The 17,029-nt window shown below is 45.6% G+C and carries 8 protein-coding genes; 2 read left to right on the top strand and 6 right to left on the bottom strand.

Going from position 1 to position 17,029, the window contains the following annotated elements; all coding sequences use genetic code 11:
• Window positions 1-34 precede the first annotated feature (34 nt).
• The 3 genes from QUA25_RS04630 to QUA25_RS04620 form a co-directional block, all read right to left on the bottom strand.
• Window positions 35-1,066, bottom strand: coding sequence for a PleD family two-component system response regulator (locus tag QUA25_RS04630; protein WP_333035943.1), 1,032 nt, complete (start codon window positions 1,064-1,066; stop codon window positions 35-37).
• The gene (locus QUA25_RS04625; RefSeq protein WP_445242193.1) at window positions 1,066-10,557 is read right to left on the bottom strand and encodes a PAS domain S-box protein; all 9,492 of its coding nucleotides are present in this window, start codon (window positions 10,555-10,557) and stop codon (window positions 1,066-1,068) included. Before QUA25_RS04625 ends, QUA25_RS04630 begins: the two co-directional genes overlap by 1 nt.
• 1,062 nt (window positions 10,558-11,619) lie before the next feature.
• On the bottom strand, window positions 11,620-12,699 hold the full coding sequence (locus QUA25_RS04620; protein WP_333035941.1) for a M23 family metallopeptidase: 1,080 nt from the start codon (window positions 12,697-12,699) through the stop codon (window positions 11,620-11,622).
• Between the two features lie 160 nt (window positions 12,700-12,859).
• On the opposite strand from QUA25_RS04620, the gene QUA25_RS04615 reads away from it, so the two are divergent.
• A complete protein-coding gene (locus tag QUA25_RS04615) occupies window positions 12,860-13,561 on the top strand; it encodes a phosphatase PAP2 family protein (RefSeq protein WP_333035940.1) in 702 nt (233 codons plus the stop codon).
• Between the two features lie 11 nt (window positions 13,562-13,572).
• Here QUA25_RS04615 and QUA25_RS04610 read toward each other — a convergent pair whose 3' ends face one another.
• The 3 genes from QUA25_RS04610 to QUA25_RS04600 form a co-directional block, all read right to left on the bottom strand.
• The gene (locus QUA25_RS04610) at window positions 13,573-14,457 is read right to left on the bottom strand and encodes an aspartoacylase (protein ID WP_333035938.1); all 885 of its coding nucleotides are present in this window, start codon (window positions 14,455-14,457) and stop codon (window positions 13,573-13,575) included.
• A gap of 253 nt (window positions 14,458-14,710) precedes the next feature.
• Window positions 14,711-15,130 (bottom strand): type II toxin-antitoxin system VapC family toxin, encoded by a 420-nt coding sequence (locus QUA25_RS04605; protein WP_333035936.1) that lies wholly within the window; start codon window positions 15,128-15,130, stop codon window positions 14,711-14,713.
• On the bottom strand, window positions 15,127-15,396 hold the full coding sequence (locus QUA25_RS04600) for a type II toxin-antitoxin system VapB family antitoxin (RefSeq protein WP_333035934.1): 270 nt from the start codon (window positions 15,394-15,396) through the stop codon (window positions 15,127-15,129). The genes QUA25_RS04605 and QUA25_RS04600 overlap by 4 nt, the downstream gene beginning before the upstream one ends.
• A 194-nt stretch (window positions 15,397-15,590) precedes the next feature.
• On the opposite strand from QUA25_RS04600, the gene QUA25_RS04595 reads away from it, so the two are divergent.
• The gene (locus QUA25_RS04595; RefSeq protein WP_333035933.1) at window positions 15,591-17,012 is read left to right on the top strand and encodes a leucine-rich repeat domain-containing protein; all 1,422 of its coding nucleotides are present in this window, start codon (window positions 15,591-15,593) and stop codon (window positions 17,010-17,012) included.
• Window positions 17,013-17,029: the final 17 nt, after the last annotated feature.

Here is a 17,029-nt window from a genome sequence, read left to right as displayed (position 1 = left end):
ATTTGAACATCCCCTCTACGGGGGGAACTTCAGATTAAAAAGTTTTCACAATTGAACGGTTTCTCCCCTGCTCTTTAGCTTCGTATAATCCTTTATCAGCCGCAGCAACCAAGATTGAGGGGTCAGAGGTGTCCTGGGGAACTACACTGAAAACGCCCAGACTCAAGGTGACGTATTGATTAACAGCAGATTGAGCGTGGGCAATTTTAAGATTTAGCACTTCATGCCGTATCGCCTCAGCGACTTTTAGCGATCCTTCAGCTTTTGTATTAGGTAGAATTACAGCGAATTCTTCACCTCCGTAACGAGCCAATATATCTGCCGGACGCTTAATAGCACGACTAATCGCTTGAGCCACTTGCTGTAGACAGAAATCCCCGGCTAAATGACCATAAGTATCATTGTATTTTTTGAAATAATCAATGTCACCTAAAATCAAAGATAAGGGTAATTGCTCTCGTGCCATCCGTTGCCACTCTCTATTGAGAGATTCATTGAACTGACGACGATTAGCGACTCCTGTTAAGCTATCTAAAGAGGCGAGACGCTGTAGCTCGATATTAGCTTCAACCAAAGCAGATTCAGCTTGTTTACGATTCTTGATTTCCTGTTCAAGCAAGGCATTTTTCTCGGCGATTTTCTGTGCTTGCTTCTGAAGTTCGAGATACAGATTGCGGATAATTAGTTGGTTTTTAATGCGAGCTAAAACTTCGGCTGACTGAAATGGTTTAGTAATGTAATCTACCCCTCCAGCATCAAAGGCTTTTACTTTATCAAATACATCATCGAGAGCGCTGATAAAAATTACTGGAATCTCCGCTGTTTGTGGATGAGCTTTGAGCAACGAGGAAACTTCATAGCCATCCATTTCTGGCATCAAGATGTCAAGTAAAATCAGAGCGGGGGGAGAATTTTGGGCAACTTTTAAAGCCAGTTGACCGTTAATTGCCTTCCGGACTTGATATCCAGACCCGGTAAGGATAGCGGACAAAACTCGGAGGTTGTCTGGATGATCGTCAACGATGAGAATGTACCCAAAGGAAGCGGGTACTTGATGGTTATTCATTAAGATGCTCGGATTAAATCAAAGAGTATATCTAAGCGAAAGTTATTAATCAAATCTGTCAGGGTGTGTGCTAAACTTGCCTCGCTTTCGGGAATTTGGTCGATTAGCTGCAAAATTACCTCGTCGTTAGCACAAAGCACCTCGTGTCGGAACTGTGCTATCCACTCAGAAGGCATGACGTTTAGATCCTCTAGTGTTAAGTTTCTCGGTGTTGCTAGCTCAGGTGAGCTATCCGACAAATCCTCTTGATAAATATAACGGACTCCTAAGTGTTGAGCCATCTTGTCAAATAGCACCGACTCTAGAAAAGGCTTATGTATAAAGTCATCGCAGCCTGTTGTCATAATCTTGGCTCGATCTTCGTCAAAAGCACTAGCAGTTAAAGCAATAATTTTTGTTGCGTTGGTAGATGATGAGTTGGCAGGTAAGTTGTGATTCTCTCCAGCTACTGCACTTTGCTGTTCCAAAGCTTTTATTTCTCTAGTTGCTTCGTAGCCGTCCATGACGGGCATTCGCATATCCATCCAGATAAGGTGTGGTTTCCAAGTTGACCACAAAGCGATCGCTTCTTGACCGTTAACTGCTTCTCGCACTTCAAATCCTAACGGTTCGAGTATTCTTAAGAGCAACTGACGGTTCTCTTCGACATCCTCAACAACTAGAATGCGGTACACAGGTTGATTTGGCTCTAATCCAATAACTTCCTGGGTAATCGATAAACTCTTCTCATCAGATTCATCAACCTCGCTCGCGAGGATATCGAATGTGAAAATTGTTCCCTGACCGAGTTGGCTGCTGACTGCAATCTGTCCTCCCATCATCTCTACGAATTGTTGGCTGATAGGTAAGCCCAGCCCCGTTCCTTGCATCGATTTGCGGCCTGTTTCTGTTTGTACGAAGGGGTCGAATAAAGTTTTAATTTCATCGGGAGCAATGCCGGGACCAGTGTCTTCAATTTCAAACAGCAAATAAGTTTTGGAGCCAAGGTTTTGGAGGTCAGGTTTTTCTGATAGCCGACCCTTTTTCACTCGCAAGGCGATGTGACCGGAAGCAGTAAATTTAAGTGAATTTCCTAGCAAATTAATTAAAACTTGACGCAATTTATTCTCGTCAGTTTTTACGTATTGGGGAACATTTAATGCCCGTTCAAAGGTTAGCTGCAAGCCTTTTGAAATCGCTTTGAGTTTGAACATTTGTTCTATATCTTTCAGTAGCTGATACAGGTCAAAGCGACTTTCATTGAGCGTAGTTTGGCCTGCTTCAATTTTGGACAATGATAAAATATCGTTGATTAAATTAAGCAAATGTTCGCCACTACGGTTGATGATTTTTAGCTGTTCTTTTTGCTCAGAGGTAACGGAACTACCGCGAACCATCACCTGGCTAAAACCGAGAATGGCGTTGAGAGGAGTACGCAGTTCATGGCTCATGTTAGACAGGAAGCGGCTCTTAGCGATGGAAGCAGCTTGGGCGGCTTGGAGTGCTTTTTGCAAAGCTGCTTCTGCCTTTCTGCGTTCGCGAAGGGCTGCTTGCTGTTCGCTCACGTCTATGGCGTGACCTACGGCTCTAATTGCTCGTCCGTTGGTATCTCGCGAGATCGTGCCGTAATCTGACACGTAAACGTAGTGACCGTCTTGATGGCGAAGTCGGTATTCCAAAACGAAATAATTTTGAGTTTCATTGGCCAAGGCTTCGGATAGCTGCGGGGAAATTTTGGGGAAATCTTCTGGATGGACGTGTTCGTTCCACCACTCAACGTTCGCGTCGGCTTCTTCGGGGCGGTACCCAACAAGTTCAAATAGTCCCTGTGTCCGCAAAACGCTATTCTGATTGAAATCCCAGTCGTAGATAAATCCTTTTACTGCCGATGTTGCTAGCTGAAAACGCTCGTTGCTTTCTTGCAGCGCTTGCTCTATTTGCTTGCGATCGCTAATATCGAAGGCTAAACCCTGAAGCACTTGAGTCTGTCCGTCGGCGCTAAGAACGAGATTCGCTCGATCTCTGACCCAAACTGTTTTGCCATTACGAGTTACCATACGATATTCGACGCTCAATGGCTCTCCCGTAGAGATCGTGGTGCTTACGGCTTGCCAAACACGATCGCGATCTTCTGGATGGACGTAATCAGCCCAACTATTAAAAAAGCCAGCAGACCATTCTTCAGGAGGAACTTCCAGCAATTGTTGCAGTTGCGGGCTGATATAAGCTTCCTCAGTAGTTGCCTTGATAGGAGAAATATAAACGACTCCGGGAATTTGTTCGATTAAGGTGCGATATTTATACTCTGCCTGTTTGAGCTTTTCTTCTGCCAGTTTGCGCTCGGTAATATCTAAGATCACCCCATGCCAAACTTTAGAACCATCTTCGCGGCATTCGAGTTGGGCTTGGACGCGCAGCCATCTTTGTTTTCCAGAAGGAGTAATATTGCGCCATTCAGCGGTGAGATGTTCCAAGTTTTGAAGGGAACGAGTAATTGCCTCATCAAAACTGGGTCGGTCGTCGGGAGAAATTTGGTTTTCGAGGAAATTTCGATCTTTTAGGATCTGCTCCGGCTCGACTTCAAATAAATCTCGACAACCGGGACTGACATATTCAAACTGGGCCGAACCATCGGGGTAGTATCCAAAGGAATAAAGGGTTCCCGGAATGCTAGCCGTCAGGTGTTTGAGCCGACCTTCGCTGAGGCGCAGTGCTTCTTCTGCGCGTTTGCGATCGGTAATATCTTCAACAACGTAGGACAATCTCGGACGACCGTTGGGGCCAATTCCAATCGGGCAAACGCTGGCAGAGAGCCATTTTAGTTCGGTTGGAGTTTCGTGAGGATATTCAAAGCGCACAACAGCTTGAGCGTGTAAAGCTTCTTGGTAGCGCTCCATCCACTGCTGTATGTGTTCTGGTAACACTCCCATCTCGCTTGCGAAGCGATTTTTCGTCTGTTCTGGAGTCTTACCGAAGAACCGCGCTGCTAATAAGTTATCGGAAAGATGCCGAATGTCGTTATCATACAGCTCAACAATCCCCATCATCATCGAGCCACTGTCGAAGAAACTGCGAAGGGTTGATTCGCTCTGTCGCAGTGCTTCTTCTGCCTGTTTGCGATCGCTAATATCTTCGATAATGTACGACAATCTCGGACGACCCTCAGAGCCAATGGAAATCGGGCAAACGCTGGCAGAGAGCCACTTTTCTCCTTTATGAGTTTCGCGAGCGTATTCAAATCTGACTGGAGCTTGAATTTTTACAGCTTCCCAGTAGTTATCGAGCCAAAGTTGTAGGAGCGATCGCGATACTCCCGTTCGGCTAATGAATTGATTCTGCAACGCTTCTGGGGTGGTGGTGAATAACTGTGCTGTTGCTAAGTTAGCAGACAGATGCAAAATGTCATCTTCATACAGCTCTACAATCCCCATCATCATGACGCTGCTGTTGAAGAAAGCTCGCAGAGTAGACTCGCTCTGCTGCAACGCCGTTTCCATTTGTTTTAGTTCGGTGAGGTTACGCAAACTCACCACTAAACCTGAAATCGTGCCATCTGCCTCTAAATAAGGAGCGTAGGTAGCGCTGAGAAATTTCTCTTCAGCGTTTGGATATTTAAACCATAGTTCGTATTGAATGGTTTCCCCATTTAAGCATCGGTCGCCTCTTGGTTTGATGTAAGTTTCAAACAGCTCTTTACCCAAAACTTCACTAATAGTACGTCCGAGTATTTCTTCTTGAGAGCGGTGATGCCAATTCAGATATGCTTGGTTAACAATTTGATAGGTGTAGTTGCGATCGATTAAACAAATTGCATCAGTAGTAGTGGCAACAATCTTTTCGTATCGTCGCAGGTTTTCTTCAGCAATTTTGCGATCGGTAATATCTCGTCCGACCCCTTGAAACTCCAGCATCTGACCATCTGTGCCGAAAATTCCTCGGTTAACCCACTGCGTCCAACGCACCTCCTGTCCTTTGGCAATCACCCGATTTTCGATAATTACAAGTGGATTATCTACGGTAAGAGTTTTAACCAATCTGGCAACGAGTTCCCGGTCTTCCTCAAATACGGTAGGTTCGTAGCGGTGACCGACGAGTTCTTCCCGCGTTTTTCCATAAAATCGACAGAAAGCTTCGTTGACAAAGGTTAAGGTTCCATCAGGCAACGAGCGACCGATCAGTTCCGTTTGATCTTCAAGAATCGCGAGATAACGCGCTTCGCTTTGTCGTAGTGCCTCTTCTGCCTGTTTGCGAGCAGTAATATCAGCGAACGAGCAAACAACTGCGTAGGGGAGGGGTTCGCCTGCGCGAATTAGAGGTCGGGAATTAATGGAAATCCAGGTAAAACTACCATCTGACTTGTGGACTCCCATCACCACGTTAGAGCAAGCTTTGCCCGTTTGCAGCGTCACCATTGCCGGGTGTTCCTCTCCTGGGAAGGGGGAACCGTCTTCGCGAACCGCTCGCCAAGCCGGATCGAGGGAAGTTCGTCCCATCATTTGCTTGCGAGACAAACCGAGAATTCGTTTGGCACTGCTATTACAAGTACGAATTGTCCCGTCAGTATCCTGCAAGACAATACCCTCTGCCATCGCTGCTATGACAGTACGATACCGTTCTTCACTTTCTTGCAGCGCAGCTTGCGTTCGCGCAGCGTGGCTTGCCGTTCGCTTGCGTTCGGTGATGTCGCGCACCAGACATACAACCTCATCAGCACTGCTTTTTACGATGCGCGTCTCGTAACTGTGGACACCATCAGGGGTTTCGAGGTCGTGTTCGTAAAGTTCTAGCGTTCCGGTTTCTGCTACTACCTGAAAACGGTCGAGAAAGTCGGTTTTAATTTGTTCGGGAAGGCAGGTGTCTTGTAGCTTTCTGCCAATTAGCGCTTCGCGCGGCACCTGTAAGAAGCTGTCATTTCCCGCCACATCTAAATAAGTTCCATCTACCCGGTGCCGCACCATTAAATCGGGTATTGCGCTCAAAAGCGCCTGCATTCGTTCTTCGCTTTGCCTGAGTGCGGCTTCCGTCCTCTTGAGTTCGGTAATATCTGTAGAAATACCGCACATGGCATAAACATCGCCGTCAGAGTTTTTTAAAGGAACTTTGGTCGCTAAAAAGTAATGAAGCTCTCCATGACGATCGAGTCCTACTTCTTCAAAGCGATGGACAAGGCCGCTGTTTGTGACGAGATCGCTATTTTCTTTGTAAGTTACAGCTAACTCTTCGGTAAAAAACTTGCGATCGTTCGCTCCAATAATTTCAGTTGCGCTACGCCCAAAAAGTTCCTCAGTTAAGCGATTGACATAGGTGTAGGTACCGTTCAAATCTTTGATATAAATACAAGCACCTGCATTATCTAAAATGGCTGATAGTTTTGTTTCGCTGCGTCGTAATTGGGTTTCTATGTACTTGCGCTCCTCAATTTCCTGCTCTAATTGAGCATTGATTTGAGTCAGTGCAGCCGTACGTTCTTTTACCTCAGCTTCTAGAATTTGGTTATAATTTTTTAAAAGTTGTTCTGCTTGTTTGCGCTCCGTGATATCGGTAAGGGTACCGATGTAACCGATAATGTTCCCATCGACATCTTTTTCCGCGATCGCTTGTGCCAATACCCAGATAATGCTGCCATCGCGTCGCTGCAAGCGCATTTCGCAGCAATAGGGAATGCCTTGTTGTATGAAACTATTCCAAGCAGTAATAACGCGATCGCGATCGTCTGGATATACTGATATTGCCCATCCCTCACCGACTAATTCTTCTAAAGAAAGCCCGACCATTTCTAAACAGCGTTCGTTGCCGTATAAGCAATAGCCTTGAGTATCGTTACGGAATATACCAACAGGGGCGGTTTTCGCCAAAATAGCAAAGCGCTGTTCGCTTTCCTGCAATGCTTTTTCTGCTTGTTTGCGTTCGGTGATGTCGGTAACAATTCCGGTGGCAAACCAGTAATCTTCAGATTTGTGCTTTTTAGCTAGCAAAGTGTTAGATAACCAGAGCAAATTGCCATTTTTATGGCGGAATCGATACTCTATAGTTATTTGCCGTCCGGCATACAAATCTTGCGTTGCTGGCAGAACGATTGTCTCAATATCTTCGGCAGGAATTCTAGATAGCCATAAACTCGGATCGGCAGCAAATTCTTCTCCTTTGTAGCCAAGAATTTCCTCTCCATTAGGGGAGTAGTAGTTGTATTCCCAGACTTGATCGGGATGGATGTGGGCGGAGGAAATAAAGGCGGCTGTGTTGTCAAGCACATCTTTGAGTCTGTTTTCCGATGCTTTTAGGGCAGCTTGTGCTTGTTTGCGATCGCTAATTTCCTGTCGCAATTCTTTATTAGCTGTTGCGAGTAGGGCAGTGCGTTGTCTGACTCTAAGTTCTAACTCGTCGCGAGCCTTTTCTAGAGCTGCTTCTGTAACTTTGAGTTCGGTGATATCGCGCGCAACTGCTAAAACCGACTGCACCGAGCCATCACCACCAAACTCAGGCACTACGCGAGAAGCGTAATAATTTAGCCCTGCAACCCCTGGAATTTCGTATTCAATACTTTGCTCGCAACCCGTTTCAAATACCTGCTCAATGGTTGTTTGCCAAAGATTAACTAACGCTTCGGGCGTACCTAATTCGTTAATAGTTTTACCGATAAACGTGGCAGGAGGAATTCCCGATTGCCGTTCAACTGGGGGGTTGATATAGAGATAGCGGCATTCCCGATCCAGTCGCATGATAATATCGGGCGCATTTTCTACTAGAGCACGGAACTCTTGTTCTCGCTGTTGCAGGGCAGCTTCTGCTTTTTTACGCTCGGTAATATCGATCGCGACTCCGCCAACCAATACTTGCCCCGATGAACTGGGCAGCGGAAACTTGTAAACCAGAAACTCGCCAATACTGCCGTCCGCGAGGGGAGCCAGTTCAATGGCTTCGATCGTTTGATTGGTTTCTACAACTTTGCGAATATTTTTTAAATATTCCTGCCTAAACTCGGCCGGATAGATGTTGAGGTCTACTTTTCCAACTGAATAGTTGGTTGGCAAATTGAACATACGGGCATAGGTTTGGCTGAAATAAAGAATTTGCCCATCTCTATCCGTAATCCAAGCCGCAGCGGGGCTGTAATTCATAAATGCTTGGAAGCGGGCTTCACTTTCTTTTAAGGCTGTTTCTGCCTGTTTGCGATCGCTAATGTCGCGTAGAAAGACCGTAAAAACTTTTTCTCCTGCTAATTCCAGTTGAGAAATTGAAGCTTCAGCCGGAAATTCCGTGCCATCTTTACGGCGACCGACAATTTCGCCGCGCCTACCCATCTTCCTTGCTGTTTGGGCAGATTGAGCAAATTGTCCTACGTGCTGGCGATGATTTGCCCCAAAGCGTTCTGGCAAAAGTCGGTCGAGAGTCTGACCGAGCATTTCCTCGGAAGTATAGCCAAAAATCCGTTCCGCTCCCTGGTTGTACAGGGTAATGCGTTGGCAGGAGTCTACTGAGATAATGGCTTCGTCGGCAATATCTAGAACCCCAGAAAGACGGGCTTGAGAGGCTCGCAGCGCTTCTTCTGCGCGATAGCGATCGCTGATATCATGCGAACAGGCAAAACTGTATTCTTTACCGTTAAATTCCAGATAATTTAGCGTTATTTCTACGGGAAGAACACTGCCATCTTTTTTGGAATGTTGAGAAGCAAATGAAAGTGTTTTTTGCTCTTTAAGTTGTTGCCAATGCTGGGGCCATACCTCAATCGGAAAATTGGGATCTGCCTCCCAGACGCGCATTGATAGCAACTCTTCGCGAGAATATCCTCTTTGCTCGCAGGCTGTTTGGTTTACCCGCAAAATTTTGGCATCGCGATCGACCCAGGCAAGGCCGAGAGAGGAGTGTTCGAGCGAAAAATCAGCCAGTTGCAGTTGTTCTTCTATTTGCTTGCGTTCAGTAATATCTTCAAATAGATAAAGCCGTCCGAAATAGCGATCGCTTTCATCGCGAATTTGGGTCGAAAAACGACGAATCGTGCGCCCATCGCTAAAAGGAATTTCATCTTCAATAACCGCTCGATTTTCTTCCGTTTGCAGCGGTTTGTGGGATTCTACGAAAGCCGGAACATCCGCAAGGGCAGGCAAACAGTCAGGAATGATATCGTTGTTTTTCAGTTGACCCTGCTGCATCTGTTCCTCTAGGTGTTCGATACCCCAGATTTTGCAGAAGCGGTGATTGAAGTAGAGAATGTTATCAGTACGGTTATCTACAACGAAAAAAGCGAGTGGCGAAGCATCGGTCATTGCTCGCAGCAACGTTTCTTTCCAACGCAGCTCTTCTTCAGCCCGCTTGCGTTCTGCTATATCGGTAGAAGAACCTACCAATCTCACCGGATTGCCACTGTCATCCCAGAGTGCCTGACCGCGATCGAGAATCCATTTATAAGTTCCGTCCTTACATAAAACGCGGTGTTCGGTTTCGTAAAAAGGAGTTTTTTTAGCAAAGTGATTTTGAATTGTTTCCATCACCCAGGCAAAATCGTCTGGATGAACTCGTTTAGCCCATTCATCTAAATGGTGGGAAATTTCGCGATCCTCGTAACCCAGTATTTCCTTCCATCGTGCTGAGAAAAAGACTTGATCCGTTCTAACATTCCAATCCCAAATTCCATCATTGTTACCCCGCAAGGCTAACTGCCAGCGTTCTTCACTTTCTCTTAAAGCGTTTTCAATCCGCTTGCGCTCCGTGATATCCATGCTGACACCGAGTAAGCGAGTTCGCGAATCGCGATCTACTAAAGGCGTTAAGGTAGTGAGAAAGCAACAAATCTGTTCTCCAAAAGGCAGATTTTCCTCATAAGAGATTGTTTTACCTTGCTGCAAACAGTCGTAGTAATGCGCCCGAATCGTAGCTGCTGTCTCAATGTCCCACAGTTCGTCCAGCCGTTTACCAATCCAATTCTCGGTCAAAGTTCCACTTGAGGATTTAATGGCTCGATTCATGCTGACAACTTGAAATTCGCCATCCTCAAGCTGTTCCACCACCCAAAGGGTGTCTGTCACCGAGTTATAAATGTTGCTTAAAAACTGCTCTCGCTCTTGAAGTGCTGCTTGTGCAATTTTGCGCTCTCCAATCTCGCGCTCTAATTCTCGGTTAGCTGCCTCCATCTCTGCGGGACTCCGGAGCGCTAATGCTTGTGGCACTAATGGCACCAGCTCTATCGCTGTTAATACTGAAACGAACGCGGTTATGGCTTTAAGGCAACCACTCAGCCAATAAGTGGGATGCCATAGCGTCCAAATCTCCATCAAGTGAGTGGTACCACAAGCGACAATGAAGGCGCTAAATAGCAGAAATATCCAGGAGTAGGGTAAATCTCGTCGCTTACGAACAAAATAGAGCAGCGTTATCGGGATTGAATAATAAGCCAGGGCAATCAGCAAGTCGGAAACAATATGAAGCCCCACTAGCCCTGGCTTCCAGAGATAGCAATGCCCGTGGGGGATAAACGGTGCTATAGCAAAAAGGTTTTTCCAAAGTTCCAGCATTTTCTTCTAACTGCAATAACGACTTTTGCGATTGCCCAGGGAGGGTGACAACCCGCCTGAAATCTTTATGGAGTAAAGATTTTGCCCACTTATACCAATTTAATATGAAGCTGCCTAGAATAGGGCTTCAAGAATAAACTTGTAAGATAACAACGAACTAATTTGCGAGCGGGGTGATTTTTTCAAGAACTTGTTTCAATCGCTCTCGTAATTGCTCAAGTGTTGTAAAAACCTCTCCAACAATTTCCTGTTTTTAATCACCATAATACTTGTATTCGTTCTTCCTGACTCGCTGTACGAGTATTTTTTAGTTGTTTTTCTAAAAATTCAGCACTTTATTCAATTTTTATTTTTAAAAGACGAGCCATAAAACGCACCATAAACGCCATCTTTCTATTATATGCAACTTCACATATAATTGGTATTATGCTAAAAAAGATAGGCAGCCGAATTGTTACAAGCTAGCCTACCCCAAAAAAAATGTTACCCACATTCTACCAAACCTACCTACAAAAACAAGTAACGCACACCCAGTTGAGGTTGCTCACAATATTATTGGATCTTATACAATCGGAAAAACAAGTGAGGCTGGAACGGCTCGCACGGGTATTTCCCTATCCAATTACTACTGAAAGTCTTGCCAAGCAAACTGCAAAGATTTCTTGACATACCTCAATTAACGATCGCACTCCAGAAGGTTTCTCTTAATCAAAGAATGTTTTTAAATTGGCTAGCCTTAAACCTGACAATCGGTAAAAAAAACTGGGGATTTTTTTTGACTCAAAACATCCCATCAAGCATTTCGGTAACGTCCTGTTGGTCGCGCCCCCGGTTGTCGTCATAGATCATGAGTGTATTTAAATTCCTGTGCCTGCTGAGTTTCTGAACTTTCCGTACATCCCCGTCTGTTGCGTCCAGTGCCCTAGCGAACTGCGGTTGAGTGTCGGAGAATTATTTGGGTGGCTGCTGAAATAACTTTCGGAAGGAAGAAGGAAGAAGGAAGAGAGTGATTTTCACAGGGATACACGAATTAAATGCTGTCAACAGTCAACAGTCAACGGACTAACGCAATTCAACTTCTCGCTTGACTTCTGCCAAAACTCGATCGCCCCGCGTCAATCGGTATTCGGCCCGCCAAACTCCCGGAATCAGAGGAGAATTTGTACTGTTTCTTTTGCCGACATAACCCAACCAAGTGCGGCTGGGGGCTTTAATTTCATTGGTCTGGTCAGCGATGGTTGTGCCGTTGGGTGCAAATAATTTGTATTGTTCGCGATCGCCCTTGAGCACTCCGTAACTTTGCACCCAAAACAACAAAGCTGGACTGTTTGCAGGGAGTTGAGTCTCGGAAAATTGTCCTTCCCAGACAGCGTTGATATCGGGTGGCTTATTGGCAAAACCGGCCCTAATTAAACCTGTGGAAATATAGTCTAGAGGCTTGTCCCAAATTGGATTGCGGGCGATGTTGCAGCCTACCTTCGCGCCGGGCCCGACAAAGGGATCTACGGGTTTGCCTTGATAGCGAAAAGTTACGTGTACGTGGGGGAAAGATGCCATCCCAGAGTTTCCCACCATGCCCAAAACTGTGCCTTTTTGTACCTGCGTACCCGGTTTGACGGCAACGCTGCCTTTGCGGAGGTGGCAGTATTGGGCTTCCCAACCACCGCCGTGGTCGATTACCATGCCGTTGCCGCATTCTGTGCCTGCGATGCTGGCTTTGTCTGTATCGTTCTGTAAACGCCGATCGACTACACCATCTCGCGATCGCAAAACTTTGCCGGCAGCGGAGGCAATAACTGGAACTCCTTTTGCCATTGCTTTGGCGTCGGGAATGGCAAAGTCTGTGCCGTCGTGCCCGTCGTAGGTTTGGCGCCCGCAGCCAAAATCGACTGCTGTGGGGCCGGGTTCTCGATCGAAATACAGCAATACAAAACAGTCTTTTCCTAGGGTACAGTCGATCGGCTGACCGAATTGCGGGTTGTTCGGCTTTTGGGCGACTGCGGTCGAGACGAGACGCTGGGCGATCGTGTTTGCTTCGGCGATCGGGGCATTGACTCCTGTTTTGTTATCACAGCTAGAAAGACTTGTCAACCCCAAGGTCAACAAAATTGCAGAAATGTATTTTGTGGAGAGTATAGTCATTCGCCGATTGGATGTAAAAGCTGAGGTGGGTAGTGAAAAATCAATTAATCATTCAGAATATAGTTGCTCAAGAATCTTGACGATTGGTAAGGCGTTTTCGTTTCCGATAGTTGTGGTATTATTTTGAGTTGGAAATTTTAAAATTTTAATTAATTCAAGAATGGGTTCTAAAATTCGATCGCTAATTTCGATAATTCGGCTGGCCGGGCTTGCTGTTGCTGCTTTGGCGATGTGGGGATTTGCCACCATTGCCGAAGAGGTGTTGGAAAAAGAAAGTTACGCTTTCGATACCTCTATTTTACTAGCTCTGAGGCAATTGCACACTCCGCTGCGCGATCAAATAATGCTGGGCTTTACCTTTTTGGGCGAACCGAAGTTGCTGCTAGTGATTTGTCTGATTTTGGGTATTGTTTTGCTAGCGCGCAATCACCGCTCGGAAGGTGCAACTATTGCGCTCGCGGCTGGGGGAGCGATCGGTTTAAATTTACTGTTAAAAAAACTTTTTGCCCGCGCTCGACCTCAACTTTGGGAGCGCGTTGTTGACGTTCGCTTTTACAGTTTTCCTAGCGGACACGCGATGATTTCAATGGTTATTTACGGTTTGCTAGGATATTTCTTGGGTGAACGCTTTCCCAAGCAGCGCTGGTCGATTTACAGCTTGACAGTGGTATTAATTGCTGCTATTGGTTTGAGTCGGCTGTATCTAGGAGTTCACTGGCCTACGGATGTTATTGCTGGTTATACGGCTGGTTTGGTGTGGCTGATCACCTGTATTATCACTTTGGAAATATGGAAAGAATTGCGTTCTTTGACTACGGCTTCTAAAGAGGAGTTTTTGTCACCTGAGAATTCTCAAGAATAATTTTGAAGTTTCTAGTCAAGACTGACTATTTGTTTTTGAGTAAAACACATGGCAATTCCTTTTTCGTAGTAAGCAGCCTCGTTAATGAAAATGGGATAAACGGTGGATTTACCTTCATACAATACCGACTCACCATCAAAGGTCAAAAACATCGGATCGCCGGGATTTAGGGCTTCATAATCTCTGAATTGCAGATGAGGATGAATCATTGCCTGAATTTCTGTCTTCTCGTTTCTGGGATAGTCGATCGCCCCAATGGTGTGATAAATAGTCAGGGGATTCTTTGCAGCAGGCATTGTGCCTTGATTGTAGGCTTCTACACAGTCTAAAATTCGGCACACAACTTGCTCAGTTTGCTGAAATAAAGACGCATCCAAGACGCCTTGCGGGACTGCACCAACTTCCAGCGTACCGCCTAATTCGGAAAGCGATCGCAGCAAAGGACTATCATGATTCTTGGTTGTAGAAGCGAGTACCTTGAGGTGGGGATACAGAGAGGTTAAATAAGCTGCTAGTTGCAGGTTAAATGGATGATGGCTGGCAAGAATAAATGTTAGCCCCATGTTGGACGTGGTGCTGTGCAAATCGATAATTAAGTTAGGCAAATGAGTGTGTTTTGAGCTAAAAATGCCGTTGATTTCTTTCGCCCGCTGCGCTTCATAGCTGGAGAGATGGGGATTTTCTAAATCTTGCTTTCTAAAGCAGCGGTTGAGGTCGATATCGATGTAGCGTGTCCCGATTTCGCAAGCTTTGGGATTGGCTAGCAGGGTGATAGTTTCAAAAGTCGATCGCCGAATTAACTCTGGCGCGCGATCGAATTTCTTCACAAGGTAAATTCCTGTGAGTTCGTTTCCGTGGGTTCCTCCCACTATGGCAACACGTTTAATTTGGTTCATAAACAAATAAGTTCCTATTCCCAGCCTATCACCCTTTGTCATCTCTTGGTAAAAAACATGAGATTGAGGTTTATTAAGTGTTTATATTTAGATTATCTAAAGTTTAAGTAAGTAGGTATCATAGGCATAACTGAGCAACCCGGTTGATCGGGGTATTTCTCGCAACTAAACCAAAAACTCCTTACGATCGCCACCGGGAAGAAATCGATCGCATTATTGTTTCTCATCAAACCGATGATTAAATGGATTAAGTTTAAGAAAACCAGTTTTCGATTGCCAAGTCTTGAAAGTTTGCATAATCAGCAACATTTCGTGTTACCAGAATCAGATTATTGACTTTAGCGATCGCTGCAATTTGCCCATCAGCATAAGACGGTGTAAGTCCGATCGGGATGAGTCTTGCTCGTTCTTTAGCGAACCACTCAGCCGCTTCTTGGGTGTAGGGCAGAATCGGTAATTTTACTTTCACTTCTTCCTGAAGATAAGCTTCGATCGCACGGCGACGGTTAGAATCAGGCATTCGATAACAGCCCAGCAGAACTTCATGCCAAACGATCGAGGCGATCGCAACTGTGGATTTTGCCTCAATTAGTTTAGTCATCACATTCGCATTCGGAACAGGACGAACAGGTTCGGAGATAATGTTGGTATCGAGTAAATAACGCAGCGTCATTCAAAGATGACCTCGCGTCCTGCAAAAGTTCGATCGCGAACTTCTCCCCAAATTTCATCAGGATTTAAACCGAGTTCGTGCAGTTGATATTTTTCACGAAATGCACAGAGAGATTCTCCAAAGCTAAGTTCGAGATTCTGTGACTGTTTGCGGCGTTGAATGTATTCGCGCAAGGCGATTTCAACTAGAGTCTCCAACTCAATTTCTCCCTCAAGTTCGATCGCCTCTTGCAGCAGTGCCGTATCCACATTCAGGCTCGTCACCATTGGCTTTCCTCTTTTAACGGTTATTTTATTATAGTTGTGATGTCTCGCTCAGAAACCGGGTTTTTGCCCAGAAGACGCATGACTGTGTAGAAACAAAAAAAAACCCGGTTTCTTTGATTGTGACGCGCGGGCAACTCCCCACCAAGCGAAAATTCCTGTCACAATAAAATGAATCATACCGAGAGACAAAGGGCATGACGCGAGAGGAAGCAGTGCGGCGAATTGACCGAGCAGCCGAGGAAAAATTGACCCAACTGGATTTGTCGGGGCTCGATTTGGAGGAATTGCCGCCGGAGATTGGCAAGTGCACGCAGCTTGAGACTCTGGTTTTGGGGAAGGTATATCAATCCAGCAGTGTTGGTGATAAATGGACTCCGCAGCCGATTACGAATCAATTAAGCGCACTGCCGGAGGAAGTGCGATCTCTGGGAAATTTGCGATTGATCGACCTCAGTGGCAATCCATTCGGAACGATACCAGAATTGCTGTTGGAAATGAAGCAATTAAAGAGTTTAAATTTAACCAGTATTGGTTTAACAGAACTTCCAGAGGCGATCGGGCAACTGTCGAATCTGACACAGCTTGACCTCAGTGGCAATAAGATTATACAAATCCCAGATGCGATCGGCAAACTATCAAATTTGACATGGCTGATCCTCATAGGCAATCAGATTACCTCCATCCCAGAGGCGATAGGGCAACTGTCGAATCTGACACAGCTTGACCTCAGTTTCAATCAGATTACCTCCATCCCAGAGGCGATCGGTCAACTACCGAATCTGACACAACTTGACCTCAGTTTCAATCAGATTACCTCCATCCTAGATGCGATCGGTCAACTACCGAATCTGACACAGCTTGACCTCAGTAGCAATCAGATTACCTCCATCCCAGATGCGATCGGTCAACTACCGAATCTGAGATGGCTTGAGCTCAGTTTCAATCAAATTACCCAAATCCCAGATGCGATCGACCAACTGTCCAAGTTGACACTGCTTAACCTCAGTCACAATCAGATTACCCAAATCCCAGAAGCGATCGGGCAACTGTCGAATCTGAGACTGCTTGTCCTCAGTCACAATCAGATTACCTCCATCCCAGAAGCGATCGGCCAACTGTCGAATCTGACACAGCTTGTCCTCATAAACAATCAGATTACCTCGATCCCAGAAGCGATCGGGCAACTGTCCAATTTGACACAGCTTTCCCTCAGTAGCAATCAGATTACCTCCATCCCAGAGGTGATCGGCAAACTGTCCAATTTGACACAGCTTGACCTCAATAATAATCAGATTACCTCCATCCCAGAGGCGATCGGCAAACTGTCGAATCTGACAGTGCTTTACCTCAATAATAATCAGATTACCCAAATCCCAAATGCGATCGCCCAACTGTTTAATCTGACAGTGCTTTTCCTCAATAGCAATCAGATTACCCAAATCCCAAATGCGATCGCCCAACTGTTTAATCTGACACATCTTTACCTCAGTAACAATCAAATTACCCAAATCCCAGAAGCGATCGCCCAACTGTCCAATTTGACACAGATTTCCCTCAGTAACAATCAGATTGAGACTATTCCTGAATACTTGGAAACACTGCCACAACTTAAATAAGTAGGTAAGCGGGATTA

Source organism: Microcoleus sp. Pol17C6, assembly GCF_036701145.1.
In the GTDB taxonomy this organism is placed as follows: domain Bacteria; phylum Cyanobacteriota; class Cyanobacteriia; order Cyanobacteriales; family Microcoleaceae; genus Microcoleus.
This window is presented reverse-complemented; position numbering and strand designations above follow the sequence as displayed.

Coding starts and splice junctions, on each gene's coding strand:
- QUA25_RS04630 (WP_333035943.1), bottom strand. CDS start 1,066: ATGAATAACCATCAAGTACCCGCTTCCTTTGGGTACATTCTCATCGTT.
- QUA25_RS04625 (WP_445242193.1), bottom strand. CDS start 10,557: ATGCTGGAACTTTGGAAAAACCTTTTTGCTATAGCACCGTTTATCCCC.
- QUA25_RS04620 (WP_333035941.1), bottom strand. CDS start 12,699: ATGACTATACTCTCCACAAAATACATTTCTGCAATTTTGTTGACCTTG.
- QUA25_RS04615 (WP_333035940.1), top strand. CDS start 12,860: ATGGGTTCTAAAATTCGATCGCTAATTTCGATAATTCGGCTGGCCGGG.
- QUA25_RS04610 (WP_333035938.1), bottom strand. CDS start 14,457: ATGAACCAAATTAAACGTGTTGCCATAGTGGGAGGAACCCACGGAAAC.
- QUA25_RS04605 (WP_333035936.1), bottom strand. CDS start 15,130: ATGACGCTGCGTTATTTACTCGATACCAACATTATCTCCGAACCTGTT.
- QUA25_RS04600 (WP_333035934.1), bottom strand. CDS start 15,396: ATGGTGACGAGCCTGAATGTGGATACGGCACTGCTGCAAGAGGCGATC.
- QUA25_RS04595 (WP_333035933.1), top strand. CDS start 15,591: ATGACGCGAGAGGAAGCAGTGCGGCGAATTGACCGAGCAGCCGAGGAA.